This is a genomic window from Flavobacterium sp. GW821-FHT12A05 (genome assembly GCF_058807735.1).
In genome coordinates, this window is record NZ_JBXAQY010000003.1 from 507,615 (window position 1) to 521,858 (window position 14,244).

Genomic DNA, 14,244 nt, shown 5'->3' on the forward strand with positions numbered 1-14,244 from the left:
TTTTATTTTAAATCGGCATATACTGTTGCTGCACTTTGATTATTAGCTTTTATTTCGCTTCCGTCTTTCAACGCCGCTACTCCTTCTAATACAATTTGATCTCCAGCTTTTAATCCTTCTGTTACAACGTAATAGTTTCCTGCTGGATTTTCAAGTTTGGTTATGGCTACATTTTTTGTTTTACCATCTTTTCCTACTGTAACGGCAAATATTCTATCCTGAAGTTCGAATGTAGCACTCTGAGGTACTAATATTGCATCTTTAACTTCATTAGGAATTCTAACTGTTGTACTGCTTCCGCTTCTGATAATTCCTTTTGGATTAGGAAAACGGGCTCTGATATTTACAGTTCCTGTGGCTGTATTAATAAGTCCGTTTACAGTTTCTACATATCCTTTTTCAGGATAAGCAGTACCATCCGCCAGAAGTAACGAAACAGGCGGTATTTTTTTAATTGCTTGGGTTAATGAAGCTCCGGAAGCTTCTTTAGTAAGGTTAAGCAGGGCTTTTTCATTCATTGCGAAATAAGCATAAACGTTTCCAATGCTTGAAACCGTTGTTAGAGGTTCAGCAGTATTAGAACTTACTAAACTTCCTAAACGAAACGGAATCGAACCTACAACTCCATTTACCGGACTTGTTACAGTAGTATATCCTAAATTGGTTTTAGCATTTACCAAAGCAGCATTCGCCTGAGCCAAAGATGCTACAGCCGAATCGTAAGTATACTGTGCCGATTCAAGATCGTATTTACTAATGATTCCTTTTTCAACTAAAGGTTTAACTTTATTTACAGCCAGTTTAGCTGTGCTTAAACTAGCCTGCGCACTTTTAATACTTGCAGCTGCAGTACGAACCTGCTGCTCATATTCTGGAGCGCTTATTTTAAATAAAGGCTGACCTGCTTTTACCACAGCACCTTCATCAACAAAAATCTTATCGATATACCCTTCTACTCTCGGTCGGATTTCTATGTTTTGCTGTCCCTGAATACTTGCAGGAAAGTCTGTATTTAAAGTGGCTGACTGTGTTTGTAATGTCAGCGTTTTATACTCTTTAATTTGCGGTGCGCCTCCGGCCTGAGCCTGTTTATCATTTTTACCGCAAGATGCGATAAGAACTGATGCTGCGAGAATACTTAAGAATGATTGCTTATTCATTAGAAATAATATGTAATTATCGATTATATGGAGACAAAAGAAATAAAATAATACATACAAAAAATTTCAAATAGACGAAAACCAGTAAACAATCGATAAAGATAACCTTACACACGATGGAAATTCTTTAAAATTAAACAAGCGTTTAATTTTTGAACTCGTCGGCTCTAAAATGGTTTTTATGGTCTGTAAAACTCTGTTTAGCGATTGGTTCAAAATCACATTTAAATAAAATGTAATATTGTCTCACAAAAACAATACAAACTAATGGCAACAAACCTTTTTAGACCTTATTTATTTACCGGACTGCACATTCTGGGCTGGTTATTATTGGGATTTATCATGCTGTTCTACATCCCGTTAACCTGGAATGTAGTGCTTCCGTCTGTGTTTTGGCTTTGGCAGATTATCATATTGATTTTACTAATTACTATATTTTATACTAATGCAAAAATCGTAGTTCCAAGGACTATTATTAAAGATAATACTTCTCCTTTTTTGGTTTCGGTATTTCTTACCATTTTTGCCATGCAGCTTATTGCTTTCTTTTATACTTCGCAGACTGATCTTCACACAAAAATTAGTTTGGTTTTAGGTTTTAAAAAGTATAAAAACCCTTATTTTGATAATTATGTTTTAATGCTTACTTTATTGGTTTTAGGAATCAGTACGAGTTGGGCGATGTTGCAGCATTGGCAGAAAGCTGCACAACACAAACAAAAACTGGAACAGGATAAAACGATGGCCGAACTGGCGATGCTGAAAGCACAGATAAATCCGCATTTTTTCTTTAATTCCTTAAATAGTATTTATTCTTTAACGTATACGGATATTGAAGATTCCAGAAATGCGCTTCACACTTTAAGCCGCATGATGCGTTACTTGCTTTATAGTACCGAAGAAACAACGACTTTACTAAAAGAAGCCGAATTTATGAAGGACTTTATTGCCCTGATGAAACTCCGTGCTAATAGTAAACTGACGATTACTACTGATATTCCAGAAAAAATACACGATTACCCAATTGTTCCAATGTTATTGCTACCTTTAGTAGAAAATGCTTTTAAACATGGAATTCATGCCACAGATAAAAGTGAAATTCATATTGCGCTTAGACAAGACGGAAGCAATCTTGAATTTGAAGTAGAAAACACTTATTTTGAGAAATCTTCTACCACAAGCGAAGGCGGCATTGGGTTAACTAACACAAAACGCAGACTTCATTTAATTTATCCGCACAAACATTCGCTGATATGCGGTGTAACCAAAGACGGCATGTATAATGTTAAACTGCAAATAACTTTAGAATAATGACAGTAATAAAATGTATAGCAGTAGATGATGAGCCTCTGGCATTAAAATTAGTACAAACTTTTATTGAGCAGACTCCTTTTTTAGAATTGTGCGCCAGCTGCGACAATGCGGTAGAAGCTATGAGTTTAATAAAAGAGAAACAACCGGATTTAGTTTTTCTGGATATTAATATGCCCAACTTAACTGGAATGGAACTGGCGAGACTTTTACAAGAACAGCCGGGATCTCTGCCTAAAATTGTTTTTACAACCGCTTACAATCATTATGCTATTGAAGGTTATAAAGTAAATGCCGTAGATTATCTCTTAAAACCTTTTAGTTATGAAGAATTTTTGCGTGCTTCAAATAAGGTTCTTCAAATGACAGAAGAAGCTTCGAATAACTTCCAGCCTATTACAGCCGACGATGAATTTATCTTTCTAAAAGTCGAATATCAATGGGTCCGGATTTCGCTTAAAGAAATTTCATATATCGAAAGTTTAAAAGATTATGTAAAAGTTCATTTAGAGGACAGTCAAAAAGCCATTCTTTCTCTCATTTCTTTAAAGGCTTTAGAAGAAAAATTACCATCGGCAAAATTTATGCGCGTACACCGCTCCTTTATTGTCGCGCTGGATAAAATAAACGCCATTAGCAAAAACTCTATTTTTATTGGAAAAACCGAAATTACTGTTGGCGAACAATACAAAGAAACTTTTAAAACCATTGTAGATAAATGGTTAAAATAAAATTGAATTTAATACCATGGAAAAAAGATCAAACAAATACTATTTAACATTAAGCTTAAAAGAATACGCAAACGGTGATACCGAACCGGCAAAAGAACTCGGGATTGAATTTGATAATCACGACGAGATTTTTGGAATTATTGACCGAATAAGAGAAAAAAATATCTTTGAAAACCCTTATGAAGCAACACAATTTGCACTTGGTCTAAAATTGTTCAGCGAAATTAAACTAAAACACCGCAAAAATCCATTATTCGACGAATTGAACGAAGTGTTTCCTGTCTTCATGAAAAAACTAAAAAGCTTGTAGTTTACTATAAGTTTTAAAAATAAAAAAGGCATAATTTCAATCGAGATTATGCCTTTTTTTATTTAATTAGAACTAACCTGTTTCAAAATACTGCTTAGATCACTAATTTCTTTTTCGGTAAGAGGCTGCAATGGTTTTCTCAATTGTCCGCCTTCAATTCCCTGAAGATGTAAACCAGATTTAATCGCTCTTGGAAGTCCTTTTTCTACAATAAAACGCAGTAAATTAATTTGCTTGTAAAACAATTTCTGAGCTTGTTTAAAATCGTTTTCCTGAACAGCATTATACAACCCAATATTCAATTCCGGAATTAAATTAGGCGCTGCAGTACACCAGCCTGTTGCTCCTGCTGCAAATGCCGAAAGCGCCAGCGGATTTGATCCGTTATAAAATGCGGCATTCTCTCCTAATTCTTTCTTTAAATAATGCATTCTCTGCACGTCGCCCGTGCTTTCTTTAATCATCGTAACATTTGGTATCTCGAGAATTCTTTTCAATAATGCAGGCGACATATCGATTCCTGCCGTAGCCGGATTGTTGTACGCCATAATAGGTATTGATATTTGTTTTGCAACCGCATCATAATGCTTTACAATTTCATCATCGCTTAATTTCCAATAACTCATCGGAATAATCATAACTGCATCGGCACCCGCTTTTTCTGCCGATTTTGCATGATAAATAGTTCGTTCTGTTGTTAAATTAGAAACGCCAACCAAAATAGGAACTCTGCCTTTTACTTGCTTTACAGTCGCTTCTGTAATAGCTTCTTTTTCTTCATCATTCAAATACGGCATTACACCAGTACTTCCAAGCGGCGCAACGGCATGAGATCCGGAAACGATTAAACGTTCTAATAATTTTTTGTAAAGTTCGATATCTACTTTTTCATTTCCATCAAACGGAGTTATAGGATAAGCTATAATACCTTTAAATTGTGTGTCTTTCATCTGATTTTTGTTTTATAGATCTCTACCCTCTTCTTCTCTTAATGCTACTCCTAAATTTTGCAACTGAGGCGCGTTTTCTGTTGCGATATATTTTGCATTTTCGGTATCACTCAAATTTTGATGTCTGTGCCAGGTCCAAGCCGGAATATAAACCGCATCACCGGCTTTCCATTCTACTTTTTGATCTTCAATTTCGGTATAACCAGAACCTTCAATTACATATAGCAGCGTTTCATAAGTATGTCGGTGTCGGTTTGTAAGTTGTCCCGGAAGCAGTCCGCCAATCGTCATGCTCACATTTTTACTAGGAAGATCTACAAAAAATACTGGATGTTTTCTCTCTGTAGAAAATTGATTGTGTTCTCCGGCATTTTCTACATTTCTGTGAATTAATTTGTCCGGCATTACAAAACTTGGTCGTGCGTAAGTCTGGTGAAAATCTTTAGACGAGAATTTTTTTTCTTGGGTTTCCATGTTCATTTATATTTTAGTTGATGCATTATTGCGAGACAAAAATATTGTAACTTTGGACTGTCAATATAACACAGTTTTAATATAAACAAGTAGTCCAGATGTTGAGACCATGGCAATTTGAAATTCATTTAGATAAAAAATCAGACAAGGCGCTTTACCTGCAAATTGCTGATGCCATAATCATTGCGGTTAAATCCGGAAAACTGACGAGCGGAAACGCTTTGCCTGGAAGCCGTCAGCTGGCTGGACTATTAAACGTAAACCGAAACACGGTAATTGAAGCTTTAGATGTTTTGATTGCCGAAGGCTGGCTGATTACAATGGATCGAAAAGGAACTTTTATTGCCGATATTCTTCCTGAAATAAACTCCAGTAAAAAGACAGAAACAAAAAACAATATTGCAAGTGAAGATCATAAACCGCATCTTGTTTTTGATGATGGGCTTCCTGACAGCCGTCTTGCTCCTATGAACGATCTGGCGCGTGCCTATCGTGAAATATTCAACAGAAAATCGCGCTGGCAGATTATGGGTTACAGCAATGAACTGGGTAATGCCGAATTTAGAAAAGCGATTGTACAAATGCTGAATTTTAAACGTGGTATGAATGTTTCTTTAGATGAAATCTGTATAACACGAGGCAGTCAAATGGCGATGTATCTCGCGGCGCATTGTTTATTATCGAAAGGAGATTATGTAATGATCGAAAATCCAGGTTATAAACCTGCCTGGGAAGCTTTTGAAAATGCCGGTGCCAGTCTGCTTCCGGTTAATGTCACTAAAGATGGTTTAGATTTAGAAGAAGTAGAAAACCACCTCAAAAAACATTCTTCGATAAAAGCAATTTATGTAACACCACATCATCAATTTCCAACGACGGTAACGATGAGTTTGAAAAAAAGATTAAAACTTATTGAATTATCGAATCAATACGGATTTACGATTATTGAAGATGATTATGATAATGAATTTCATTTCGGACAGCGTCCAATTCTGCCTATTTCGAGTTACAGCAACGCCAAGAACTTCATATACATTGGTACTTTAAGTAAAATTGTGGCTCCGGCTTTGCGCATTGGTTATGTTGCAAGTTCTTCTGAAAATATTAATAAAATAGCCAATCATCGTAAAATAATCGATGTACAAGGCGACAATATTATGGAAGAAGCGGTTCTGCATCTTATAAACGAAGGAAAAATTAAAAGACATCTCAAAAAAACAAACCTTATTTATAAGGCAAAAAGAGATTATTTTGAAAGCCTTTGCCAGCTTCACTTAAAAGATAAAATTACTTTTAGTAAACCCGAAGGCGGTCTGGCATTTTGGATTGTTCCGAATAAAATAGTAGACACCGAAAAAATATGCACCGAATTGCTTTCTAAAGGAATAAAACTAATAAATCCCGAGAAATTTAGTTTTGGCAAACCTATAAATGGTTTTAGACTGGGATATGCTTCTTTAACCGAGCAGCAAATGGAAGAAGGAATTACAGCGCTTTCAAAATATTTATAACCGAGCGGGTTTATGATCGCTGCAATCTAATCTAATATCTGTTGTTTCTAATTTTATGTCTAATAATTTACAATGTTTATTTCCGTTTTGCTGTGCAAAATAACCACAGTTATAACAAGTACTTTGAACGTTTATAACTTGCAAATCATGTAATTGCTGAATCAGCGAACTTATATTTTTCCACAAAACCAATTTATCTTTTGGAGAACCTGCCGAAACTAAATCAAATAAAGGATCTGTAAAATCTTCGGTTAAAAGAACCATTTCTAAACCTGCTGTCGTTAAATCCATTGTATAGCTTCTGGAATCAGTGGTATTTACCGTTTTTGTAATGTATTTCTTTTGTTCCAAAATCTTGATGGTATCGCTGATCGTGGCTTTAGTAACATTGAATTCTTTTGCCAGATAACTCACAGTTGCTTTATTTTTTGTGTGATGTTTGATAAAAGTCAAAACCTGAATTTGTATCGGACTTAAATCATATTTTTTTGCTTTTTCCCATAACAAAACTCTGAAAACCTGAGACAAACGCTCAAATCCAGCTGTAATTTTGCCGTCTAAACTATTGTTTTGTGTTTCTAAATTGAAGATGTTTTTCATAATTGTATTCAATAAAATAGACTGAAAGCCCCCACTTTCAGTCTATCGAATTAATAATTCTAAAGCGAAAAATCAATAACAGTTTTCCATTTCAATAATCGAAAATCCGTTTTTAAGAATTTGATTTTCAATGTCTGCAGGCGCTTTATCTATATGACAAAAGCTGCATTCTTTGGCCGTCAAAGGCTGACCTTCCTGTAAAACTGTTTTAAGGTATTGTTTTCCATATTCAAAAACCTGATTTGCATCGTCTGTATTTTCATCAACCAAAATATCAAAATGCATTATTTTTCCATCTTTTCGGGTTACATAAGTATCCCATACTGCTACTTTCATTTTTATTTGTTGTTTGTTGTTTTTAGTTTATTGTTTTTGGTTTGTTGTTCACTGCGACTGTTTACCGTGACTGTTTACTACTTACTTGGAAACTTAACTTTGTCAAAGTTTTAAACTTTGACAAAGTTTAAAGGTTACCTAAAATTACCCAATCACTTCCTCCATAGAAGCACCAAAGTTAATATGCAATACATTTCCGTTTGGTGTTACCAGAGCCGGAACTGATTTTATACCAGCTTTTTGAGCCTCGGCAATTCGGGATCTGTCTTCTCCGATGTTTACTACTTCAACATCTTTAACTAAATTTAAAATGTCGTGTTCTGCGCTTACGCAAACTGGACAACCTGCGTGATAAAAAATTGATTTGCTCATTTGATTTGATTTTAATTTGACTTTATTGCCGAGACAAAATTAGGCAGGATACCTAACCATTAAATAATCCAGTTTTGTCATTTTCTACAGTTTTCTGGTCCAGCATATCGTTTTATCTGGACTAGTTCCTATAGAAAAAACTGGATCTTTTTTACGATCCACATTAGTTTTAACTTTGCTGCTTATGAAAGAGGATATTATTTATAATTTGAAACAGGTTCACGATCGAATCGAAAAAGCTTGTAAACTTTCTGGCAGAGAACTTTCAGATGTGCAATTATTGCTGGCGACAAAAACAGTTCCTGCAGAAAAAATACGAATTGCCATTGAAGCCGGAGAGAATCTTATTGGCGAGAATAAAATGCAGGAATTCCGAGATAAAGATTCGGAGCTGAAAGACCTAAATATTGAACGTCATTTTATTGGTCATTTGCAGACCAATAAGGTTAAAGATGTTTTGAAATATGTAAGCTGTATTCAATCTCTTGACCGATTAAGTCTGGCCGAAGAATTACACAAACAGCTTCAAAAAGAAAATCGAACCATTGCTGTTTTTATTCAGGTAAATACCTCTTTTGAAGAAAGTAAATTTGGCCTTCCTCCATCAGAAGTGATTGCTTTTATTAAAGAAATCAGAAAATATGATACTTTAAAAATCAAAGGATTAATGACGATTGGTTTATTAGATGTCGAGAAAGAAAAAATGCGTCCATCACTTCGTTTACTTCGAGAAATAAGAGATGCTGTTTATAAAGCTCAAATTGATGGAATAATGAATTTAAAACTTTCGATGGGAATGTCTCAGGATTTAGAATTGGCTATTGCCGAAGGTTCTAATATTGTACGAGTAGGAACTTCGATTTTTGGAAACCGATTTTTAGGCAAAGAAATCTGGAACGAAAATATTGCAGAATAAAACCTAATTTTGCACCAAATAAAATTTGAAAATGAATTTATACGAACTTGTTGTAAACGATACCGAGAAAATTGCGCTGGACGATTTATTTTTTAGCGAAGAGAATAAAAGGGCTCTTTTTCAGACGATAAAAGAACATAAATACATTGACGAATTAAAAAAGTACGATCTAAAAGTCGATAATAAAATACTGCTTCACGGGCATTCCGGTTGCGGCAAAACGACAACGGCAAAAGCAATTGCAACGGCTTTAAATAAAAATATTGTCATTATCAATCTCAGCACTTTGATTAATGCTAAAATTGGAGAAACTTCTAAAAATGTAAAAACAATATTCGACAAAGCAATTCGCGAAAAAGCGGTTTTGTTTCTTGATGAGTTTGACCAAATTGGAAAAAGCCGCGAAAGCGACGACAAAGATGTTGCCGAAATGAGACGTTTGGTAAACACTATTATTCAGTTAATAGATTATTTCCCAACCGATAGTTTACTTGTTTGTGCTACTAATTTTTACAATAGTATTGATACGGCTTTACTGCGAAGATTTCAAATTAAACTGAAATTTGAAATGCCAGACGAAAAAGAACTGGATATTTACTATGATAAATTATTAGCTCCTTTTCCTATTCGTTTGCAGGATATTCCGAGGAAATATGTGATTTCATACGCCGAAGCAAAAGATTATGTTCATACCACAATGAAAAGACAAATCATTGCCGAATTAGAACTTCAGGAACAAAAGAAACTTGACACTATTCTATAAAAAAATGCCTCATATACTGAGGCATTTTTAACAAATTAAATTCTGGTAATTAAGCTTTTGCTTTTCTTTTTACGGTACAGCCAATTTCTTTAGTCTGCGTTATAGCCGGCTTTTGACCGCTTTTTAAAGATGCAATTACATCTTCGGCGTATTTTATTTTATCTGCTTTTGTTCCTTCCGGATCGTTATCAATTGCTCCAACATATTCTACTACGTTTCCTTTTGCTGATTTTGAAACGATAAATACATGCGGTGTGCGTTTTGCTCCGTATTCGTCTGTAATTTTTTGTCCTGCATCAAATAAATATGGGAAAGGATATTTTTTCTCCTTTGCCAAATCCTGCATTTTATTAAAAGTATCTGCTGTAGAAGCTTCCGGATCGTTTGGATTAATGGCAATTACCGGATATCCCTGCGGTTTGAACTTTTTATCTAAATCGATAATTCTTTGCTCGTAACCTACTGCATAAGGACAGGTATTGCAGGTAAAAACTATAATATAACCTTTTGCTTTTGGAAAGCTTTCTAAAGAAACTTCTTTATTGTCTACATTTTTCAGCTTAAAATCCGGTGCGGTATCTCCAGCTTTAAGTGTTGTTCCTGTTTGTGCCTGAGCTAGAAAGGCAGAAAACGCTAATGCTAATAATAAGATTATTTTTTTCATAATGGTTTACGGGTTTACAGTTTTTTATATTCAGTTAATAATTGTTCATAGGTAAATTCGCTTTCGACAAATTTTCGTTTATCGCCTTTAATAAAAAGCGTTGCCGGAATGCTTCCAGACCACGATGGATCTATTCTGTCAATGTATTCTTGCGGACTGCTTTCGTTTAATAAAAACACTTCGTTTTTCAGGTTTTTTCTTTTTACAAACGGAACGACATTCGAAGCTAATTTCGATTTAAAATCAAGGCTTACTAATAAAACCTTCAGTTTTTCCGATTTGTATTCGGCACCTAATTTTTCAAAATGAGGTAATTCTTTAATGCACGGCGCGCACCAGGTTGCCCAGAAATTCACTACATAAGTGGTGTCTTTTCCCATTTTAATTCTTTCATTCAGCTGGTCTATATTCAACAGCTTAACATTTTGACTATAAGCCGAAACCGAAAAAACACCAAAGAGAAATATATACAAAAAAGACTTGATTTTCATGAGGTACAATGCTTTAGGATTATTGTGCCTTACAAATATAAAAGAATGAATACTTACTTTTTGTTAATAAAAGTTTAATGGCTGTTTTTTTGTGAGGTGCAAAGTTGCAGAGGTTCAAAGGCTCAGAGGTTTGTTCTATTGGAATGTTTTATTTTAGTTTTTCAAATATTACTTTTTCTTCCTCAGTTAATTGTTTACTTATTTTGCTGAAATTTTGGCTTTGTCCGAACGTGGTGTACATCACACTTTCCCAACAATAATCTGCCATTTCCTGAGCGTCATTTCCGCTATCCGAGAATTCTTTTAAATCTTCATCTGAAAAATAATAGGCCGCGAAATTTTCTTTAATATCTAATAACAATTTCAGACTATTTTCATTCGAGAAATAAGATACAAAAGCTTTATTATGCGGGTGTTCCTGCATGGATAAAATCGCATGAATGTAAACTTTAATTGATTTCTCATTAATACCGAATTTCTCCAAAAATACCGGCGTAAATTTTGCCTGAATCGATTGATGTTCCTCATCTACTATTTTATAATACTCTATCAAGGTTTCGAAATATTTTTCACTTTGAAGGCCTAAGGCAAAAGCAGCAAACGTAGATGGCATGGCGCAATTTTCATCTTCCAGGTTATTATACCATTCGTATTTCTGTTGGGTAAGATTAATATATTCCAGAATTTGAGAATGCAGATTTGGATATTTTACAGCGCCCGCAAATAGAAAATTCTGTCCGCATTTTGGAAGTCCTTTTACAGGAAGCAGTTCTTTCGTTTTTGCTGAAAAAGCAATTTCATAGCTCTTAGGAAAATCAGATTTAAGAAGATTATTTATAAACATTAATGCTTTTTTATAAGCATCTTCGGTATCATTAACGAGCTTGATATTGATTGTTGCAAAAACATCGTTTGCTTTTGCTGTTATATCATTGTCTTTATAATTGGTTAATTCTTTTGGTAATTTTCCTGTTCCGTTCTTTTTAAGCTGTTCTACTTCATCAGAACCCAATGCCGTCACCACATCAAAGTATTGATTTGCTGTAACTGAGGCATAACTTGGTCCGTATTTGATATGAGAAACGGCTAAATAACATAGAAAACTTAAAAGTTCTTTTTCTTCATTTGTTAGAATTGTTTTAGGCAGTATTTCTCCAGTTTTCGGAACAAATATTCTCGAACTATTTTTCTGAACGCGATCGAATTCAGCGCAAATCAGCTCTTTAGTTAAATTTCCTAAAGTATATTCATAACTTCTAAAACTGCTTAGTTTTCTTAGTTTTTCGATAAACGAAATATATAATTCTTTGGAGAAAGGTCGTGTCTGAAAAAAATATTTCACAATAGAATCCAGAAGAAACTTCTCTCCGGAATCTAACACATAAGGTCCTGGATATGCTTCATCAACTTTAATGGTTCCGTTATTTATAGCTGCGATGAATCTTTCTAAAAGTGCTTCGTTTTCTTCAATTTTTACCAGATAATTTAATTCTCTCATTGTCGTTTTTTGATTTTATAATTAGTCTTCTTCATATTCCTCTTCATCGTCGTATGAAAGATAAGACCAATCAATATCTAAATTTTCTATAATTTTATCAAAACGTTCCTGATCACTTGTTCCGATAAAAGCCGCAGTGCAATTGTCATCCTTGTCAAAAGACAGACTAATTACATCATAAAAATCATCAGTATATACTTTTTGATTGTCTCTGCTTATTTCAGGTACGAATTTCCAATTTTCTTCTACAAACTTTACAATATCTGAATCAATTTCGCCGAAATGATTTCCGTTGTATTTTAATCCGCCTAAAGTTCCGCTAAAAACAGCCATAAATAAAAAGAAGTTCTCTGTAGTTTGAGTTTCTATCTCCCAATCTGATTTTTCGATTGTATCGTAATTGCCATAAACCGGCGGATTATCGAGTTTTAAATCTTCTTTTTTAATTCCCCAAAATGCTACAACTTGATTTTCTTCATAAATAACCAAATATCCGTCATCTGAAAAATCAACTTCATCCTCAGGCTTTAAGAATCGGTTGAAAGAATAATTAAGATTTTCTTCTTTCCCTAACTCCAGATAATATTCTTTAAGTTTTGCCGGAAGTGTAACTTTTAATTTATTTTCAAGAGCTAAAATCTCAATTTCTGAGAATCCGTAATTTTCATTTTCAAAGAGATTATAAAGGCGTTTAATTTTTTGTATATAATTCATAGTAGGTAATTGTAAAAGGGATTTACAAAATCCCGATTTGGTATTTATAATTTCTCAGAAAAAAACTCTAATTGCCTAAAAACCGGAATCAGCGATTTTCCTTTTTCTGATAAAGTATATTCGATATGTAAAGGTTTCAATTTGATGACCTTTTTATCTAAGAGTCCAAAGTCTTCGAGTTCCCGAAGTGCGACTGCTACAGATTGTTTATTCGCGCCTTTTAGATCTCTTAAAAGTCCGTTGAAACGCAAAGGCCCATCAAGAGCCAAAAGAAAAATCTGCGATTTCCATTTGCCTGATAATAATTTCAGAAGTCCCTGAGCCGGACATTCATTTTCTTTTTCTGTGCTGTTTTCTGTAGTCATGTTTTTTAGACTAATTGACTTGTGATTAAATACGGACGAACTTTGCGTAAAATTAAAAAACCTAAGCGTAAATAAAAGCAGTTGTTATGAAAATACTGTCGCTGTTATTAATCTTGATTTGCAGTATAAGCTGTCAATCGCAAACTAATTCAAAGATGAACGAAAATAAAACAAATCCGCTATTGTGTGATCCTGCAACTGGAAGCTGTGAAATGCCAATTGGAGAAACCACAAATGAAACAACAGTCATTAAAACAGAAAATAAACCCGTAAAAATAATTTACTATACAGATCCTATTTGTTCTTCGTGCTGGGGAATTGAACCACAATTGAGAAAACTAAAACTGGAATACGGCGATTATTTTGAAATTGATTACCGAATGGGCGGTTTACTTCCGGATTGGAGTTACAATAACGGCGGTATCAGCAAACCTTCAGATGTGGCGCATCATTGGGATGAAGCGAGTTTGCATTATGAAATGCCAATTGATGGCAACGTATGGCTTGAAGATCCGCTGGATTCTTCTTATCCGTCTTGTATTGCCATGAAAGCCGCGCAGATTCAGAGTAAAGAAAAAGCCGTGAAATTTATGCGTATGCTGCGCGAGAAATTATATCTCGAAAAGAAGAATATTGCGAAATGGGAAAATATTGCCGAAGCTGCAAAAATTGCCAATCTGGATGTCGAAAAGCTAACAAAAGATTATGAAGGCGATGGTGTAAAACTTTTTCGAGACGATTTAAATCTTGCCAAAAATCTTAGTGTTAGAGGCTTTCCGACTTTGTTTTTTGCTGATGAAAATAACAACCAATTAAAGGTTTATGGTTCAAAACCTTACTCATCATACGAAAATGCTTTGCTGGCTTTATTTCCTGAAGCGAAGAAGAAAAAGTTTGAAAACAAGGATGCATTATCACTTTTTGAAGTTTATCCAACGCTGGCTACAAAGGAATATGCTGTAATTCAAGATATTTCTATTAATGATGCTTCCATTATTTTAGAAGAATTATTCCGTAAAGGGAAAATAGACAAAAAGACAATTAAAAATGGTTCGCTTTACAGCAAAAAATAATCTCA

The 14,244-nt window shown here is 34.3% G+C and carries 18 protein-coding genes; 7 read left to right on the forward strand and 11 right to left on the reverse strand.

Annotation, left to right across the window (positions count from 1 at the left end; translation table 11 throughout):
* Positions 1 to 2: 2 nt before the first annotated feature.
* Positions 3 to 1,160, reverse strand: a complete 1,158-nt coding sequence (locus tag AC1RRQ_RS08695; protein ID WP_493022628.1) for an efflux RND transporter periplasmic adaptor subunit — start codon at positions 1,158 to 1,160, stop codon at positions 3 to 5.
* Positions 1,161 to 1,427: 267 nt separating this feature from the next.
* On the opposite strand from AC1RRQ_RS08695, the gene AC1RRQ_RS08700 reads away from it, so the two are divergent.
* Genes AC1RRQ_RS08700 through AC1RRQ_RS08710 form a run of 3 tightly spaced genes read left to right on the forward strand, consistent with a single transcriptional unit; the run spans position 1,428 to position 3,512 of the window.
* The gene (locus tag AC1RRQ_RS08700) at positions 1,428 to 2,471 is read left to right on the forward strand and encodes a sensor histidine kinase (protein ID WP_493022629.1); all 1,044 of its coding nucleotides are present in this window, start codon (positions 1,428 to 1,430) and stop codon (positions 2,469 to 2,471) included.
* A complete protein-coding gene (locus tag AC1RRQ_RS08705; protein WP_493022630.1) occupies positions 2,471 to 3,202 on the forward strand; it encodes a LytR/AlgR family response regulator transcription factor in 732 nt (243 codons plus the stop codon). Before AC1RRQ_RS08700 ends, AC1RRQ_RS08705 begins: the two co-directional genes overlap by 1 nt.
* A gap of 16 nt (positions 3,203 to 3,218) precedes the next feature.
* Entirely contained in the window at positions 3,219 to 3,512 is a 294-nt protein-coding gene (locus tag AC1RRQ_RS08710; protein ID WP_493022631.1) for a DUF3861 domain-containing protein, read from the forward strand.
* Between the two features lie 62 nt (positions 3,513 to 3,574).
* On the opposite strand, the gene AC1RRQ_RS08715 is transcribed toward AC1RRQ_RS08710, so the two are convergent.
* Together AC1RRQ_RS08715 and AC1RRQ_RS08720 are read right to left on the reverse strand one after the other, a co-directional pair.
* Positions 3,575 to 4,462, reverse strand: a complete 888-nt coding sequence (locus AC1RRQ_RS08715) for a dihydrodipicolinate synthase family protein (RefSeq protein WP_493022632.1) — start codon at positions 4,460 to 4,462, stop codon at positions 3,575 to 3,577.
* Positions 4,463 to 4,474: 12 nt separating this feature from the next.
* On the reverse strand, positions 4,475 to 4,936 hold the full coding sequence (locus AC1RRQ_RS08720; protein ID WP_493022633.1) for a cupin domain-containing protein: 462 nt from the start codon (positions 4,934 to 4,936) through the stop codon (positions 4,475 to 4,477).
* A gap of 98 nt (positions 4,937 to 5,034) precedes the next feature.
* Between AC1RRQ_RS08720 and pdxR the strand changes: the two genes are divergently transcribed.
* The gene (gene pdxR / locus AC1RRQ_RS08725; RefSeq protein WP_493022634.1) at positions 5,035 to 6,447 is read left to right on the forward strand and encodes a MocR-like pyridoxine biosynthesis transcription factor PdxR; all 1,413 of its coding nucleotides are present in this window, start codon (positions 5,035 to 5,037) and stop codon (positions 6,445 to 6,447) included.
* Here the strand turns inward: pdxR and AC1RRQ_RS08730 are convergent.
* The 3 genes from AC1RRQ_RS08730 to AC1RRQ_RS08740 all read right to left on the reverse strand — a co-directional run bounded on the left by AC1RRQ_RS08730 (position 6,442) and on the right by AC1RRQ_RS08740 (position 7,755).
* On the reverse strand, positions 6,442 to 7,047 hold the full coding sequence (locus tag AC1RRQ_RS08730; RefSeq protein WP_493022635.1) for a MarR family winged helix-turn-helix transcriptional regulator: 606 nt from the start codon (positions 7,045 to 7,047) through the stop codon (positions 6,442 to 6,444). The two genes, pdxR and AC1RRQ_RS08730, sit on opposite strands and share 6 nt — an antisense overlap.
* Before the next feature lie 72 nt (positions 7,048 to 7,119).
* Entirely contained in the window at positions 7,120 to 7,383 is a 264-nt protein-coding gene (locus AC1RRQ_RS08735; RefSeq protein WP_493022636.1) for a DUF2024 family protein, read from the reverse strand.
* A 144-nt stretch (positions 7,384 to 7,527) separates the two neighbouring features.
* On the reverse strand, positions 7,528 to 7,755 hold the full coding sequence (locus AC1RRQ_RS08740) for a thioredoxin (RefSeq protein WP_053471916.1): 228 nt from the start codon (positions 7,753 to 7,755) through the stop codon (positions 7,528 to 7,530).
* 184 nt (positions 7,756 to 7,939) lie between these two features.
* Here AC1RRQ_RS08740 and AC1RRQ_RS08745 point away from each other — a divergent pair, with 184 nt between their 5' ends.
* Together AC1RRQ_RS08745 and AC1RRQ_RS08750 are read left to right on the forward strand one after the other, a co-directional pair.
* Complete coding sequence (locus AC1RRQ_RS08745; protein WP_493022637.1) at positions 7,940 to 8,671, forward strand: YggS family pyridoxal phosphate-dependent enzyme; 732 nt, start codon at positions 7,940 to 7,942, stop codon at positions 8,669 to 8,671.
* Positions 8,672 to 8,702: 31 nt separating this feature from the next.
* Positions 8,703 to 9,434 carry an AAA family ATPase gene (locus AC1RRQ_RS08750; protein WP_493022638.1) on the forward strand — a complete coding sequence of 244 codons (732 nt, stop codon included), beginning with the start codon at positions 8,703 to 8,705 and terminating at the stop codon, positions 9,432 to 9,434.
* A 49-nt stretch (positions 9,435 to 9,483) separates the two neighbouring features.
* On the opposite strand, the gene AC1RRQ_RS08755 is transcribed toward AC1RRQ_RS08750, so the two are convergent.
* From AC1RRQ_RS08755 to AC1RRQ_RS08775, 5 genes are all read right to left on the reverse strand, one after another.
* Positions 9,484 to 10,098: a thioredoxin family protein gene (locus AC1RRQ_RS08755; RefSeq protein WP_493022639.1), complete on the reverse strand. Its 615-nt coding sequence runs from the start codon at positions 10,096 to 10,098 to the stop codon at positions 9,484 to 9,486.
* Between the two features lie 14 nt (positions 10,099 to 10,112).
* Positions 10,113 to 10,589, reverse strand: a complete 477-nt coding sequence (locus AC1RRQ_RS08760; protein ID WP_493022641.1) for a TlpA family protein disulfide reductase — start codon at positions 10,587 to 10,589, stop codon at positions 10,113 to 10,115.
* 148 nt (positions 10,590 to 10,737) lie between these two features.
* Positions 10,738 to 12,087, reverse strand: a complete 1,350-nt coding sequence (locus AC1RRQ_RS08765) for a DUF6138 family protein (RefSeq protein WP_493022642.1) — start codon at positions 12,085 to 12,087, stop codon at positions 10,738 to 10,740.
* Positions 12,088 to 12,108: 21 nt separating this feature from the next.
* Complete coding sequence (locus AC1RRQ_RS08770) at positions 12,109 to 12,801, reverse strand: SMI1/KNR4 family protein (RefSeq protein WP_493022643.1); 693 nt, start codon at positions 12,799 to 12,801, stop codon at positions 12,109 to 12,111.
* Between the two features lie 44 nt (positions 12,802 to 12,845).
* Positions 12,846 to 13,166, reverse strand: a complete 321-nt coding sequence (locus tag AC1RRQ_RS08775; protein ID WP_493022644.1) for a winged helix-turn-helix transcriptional regulator — start codon at positions 13,164 to 13,166, stop codon at positions 12,846 to 12,848.
* A 155-nt stretch (positions 13,167 to 13,321) separates the two neighbouring features.
* On the opposite strand from AC1RRQ_RS08775, the gene AC1RRQ_RS08780 reads away from it, so the two are divergent.
* Entirely contained in the window at positions 13,322 to 14,239 is a 918-nt protein-coding gene (locus AC1RRQ_RS08780) for a DsbA family protein (protein ID WP_493022645.1), read from the forward strand.
* Positions 14,240 to 14,244 lie beyond the last annotated feature (5 nt).

What these genes read in the sequence shown, in the direction of transcription:
- AC1RRQ_RS08695 (WP_493022628.1), bottom strand. Translation starts at nt 1,160, where the DNA reads ATGAATAAGCAATCATTCTTAAGTATTCTCGCAGCATCAGTTCTTATC.
- AC1RRQ_RS08700 (WP_493022629.1), top strand. Translation starts at nt 1,428, where the DNA reads ATGGCAACAAACCTTTTTAGACCTTATTTATTTACCGGACTGCACATT.
- AC1RRQ_RS08705 (WP_493022630.1), top strand. Translation starts at nt 2,471, where the DNA reads ATGACAGTAATAAAATGTATAGCAGTAGATGATGAGCCTCTGGCATTA.
- AC1RRQ_RS08710 (WP_493022631.1), top strand. Translation starts at nt 3,219, where the DNA reads ATGGAAAAAAGATCAAACAAATACTATTTAACATTAAGCTTAAAAGAA.
- AC1RRQ_RS08715 (WP_493022632.1), bottom strand. Translation starts at nt 4,462, where the DNA reads ATGAAAGACACACAATTTAAAGGTATTATAGCTTATCCTATAACTCCG.
- AC1RRQ_RS08720 (WP_493022633.1), bottom strand. Translation starts at nt 4,936, where the DNA reads ATGGAAACCCAAGAAAAAAAATTCTCGTCTAAAGATTTTCACCAGACT.
- pdxR (WP_493022634.1), top strand. Translation starts at nt 5,035, where the DNA reads ATGTTGAGACCATGGCAATTTGAAATTCATTTAGATAAAAAATCAGAC.
- AC1RRQ_RS08730 (WP_493022635.1), bottom strand. Translation starts at nt 7,047, where the DNA reads ATGAAAAACATCTTCAATTTAGAAACACAAAACAATAGTTTAGACGGC.
- AC1RRQ_RS08735 (WP_493022636.1), bottom strand. Translation starts at nt 7,383, where the DNA reads ATGAAAGTAGCAGTATGGGATACTTATGTAACCCGAAAAGATGGAAAA.
- AC1RRQ_RS08740 (WP_053471916.1), bottom strand. Translation starts at nt 7,755, where the DNA reads ATGAGCAAATCAATTTTTTATCACGCAGGTTGTCCAGTTTGCGTAAGC.
- AC1RRQ_RS08745 (WP_493022637.1), top strand. Translation starts at nt 7,940, where the DNA reads ATGAAAGAGGATATTATTTATAATTTGAAACAGGTTCACGATCGAATC.
- AC1RRQ_RS08750 (WP_493022638.1), top strand. Translation starts at nt 8,703, where the DNA reads ATGAATTTATACGAACTTGTTGTAAACGATACCGAGAAAATTGCGCTG.
- AC1RRQ_RS08755 (WP_493022639.1), bottom strand. Translation starts at nt 10,098, where the DNA reads ATGAAAAAAATAATCTTATTATTAGCATTAGCGTTTTCTGCCTTTCTA.
- AC1RRQ_RS08760 (WP_493022641.1), bottom strand. Translation starts at nt 10,589, where the DNA reads ATGAAAATCAAGTCTTTTTTGTATATATTTCTCTTTGGTGTTTTTTCG.
- AC1RRQ_RS08765 (WP_493022642.1), bottom strand. Translation starts at nt 12,087, where the DNA reads ATGAGAGAATTAAATTATCTGGTAAAAATTGAAGAAAACGAAGCACTT.
- AC1RRQ_RS08770 (WP_493022643.1), bottom strand. Translation starts at nt 12,801, where the DNA reads ATGAATTATATACAAAAAATTAAACGCCTTTATAATCTCTTTGAAAAT.
- AC1RRQ_RS08775 (WP_493022644.1), bottom strand. Translation starts at nt 13,166, where the DNA reads ATGACTACAGAAAACAGCACAGAAAAAGAAAATGAATGTCCGGCTCAG.
- AC1RRQ_RS08780 (WP_493022645.1), top strand. Translation starts at nt 13,322, where the DNA reads ATGAACGAAAATAAAACAAATCCGCTATTGTGTGATCCTGCAACTGGA.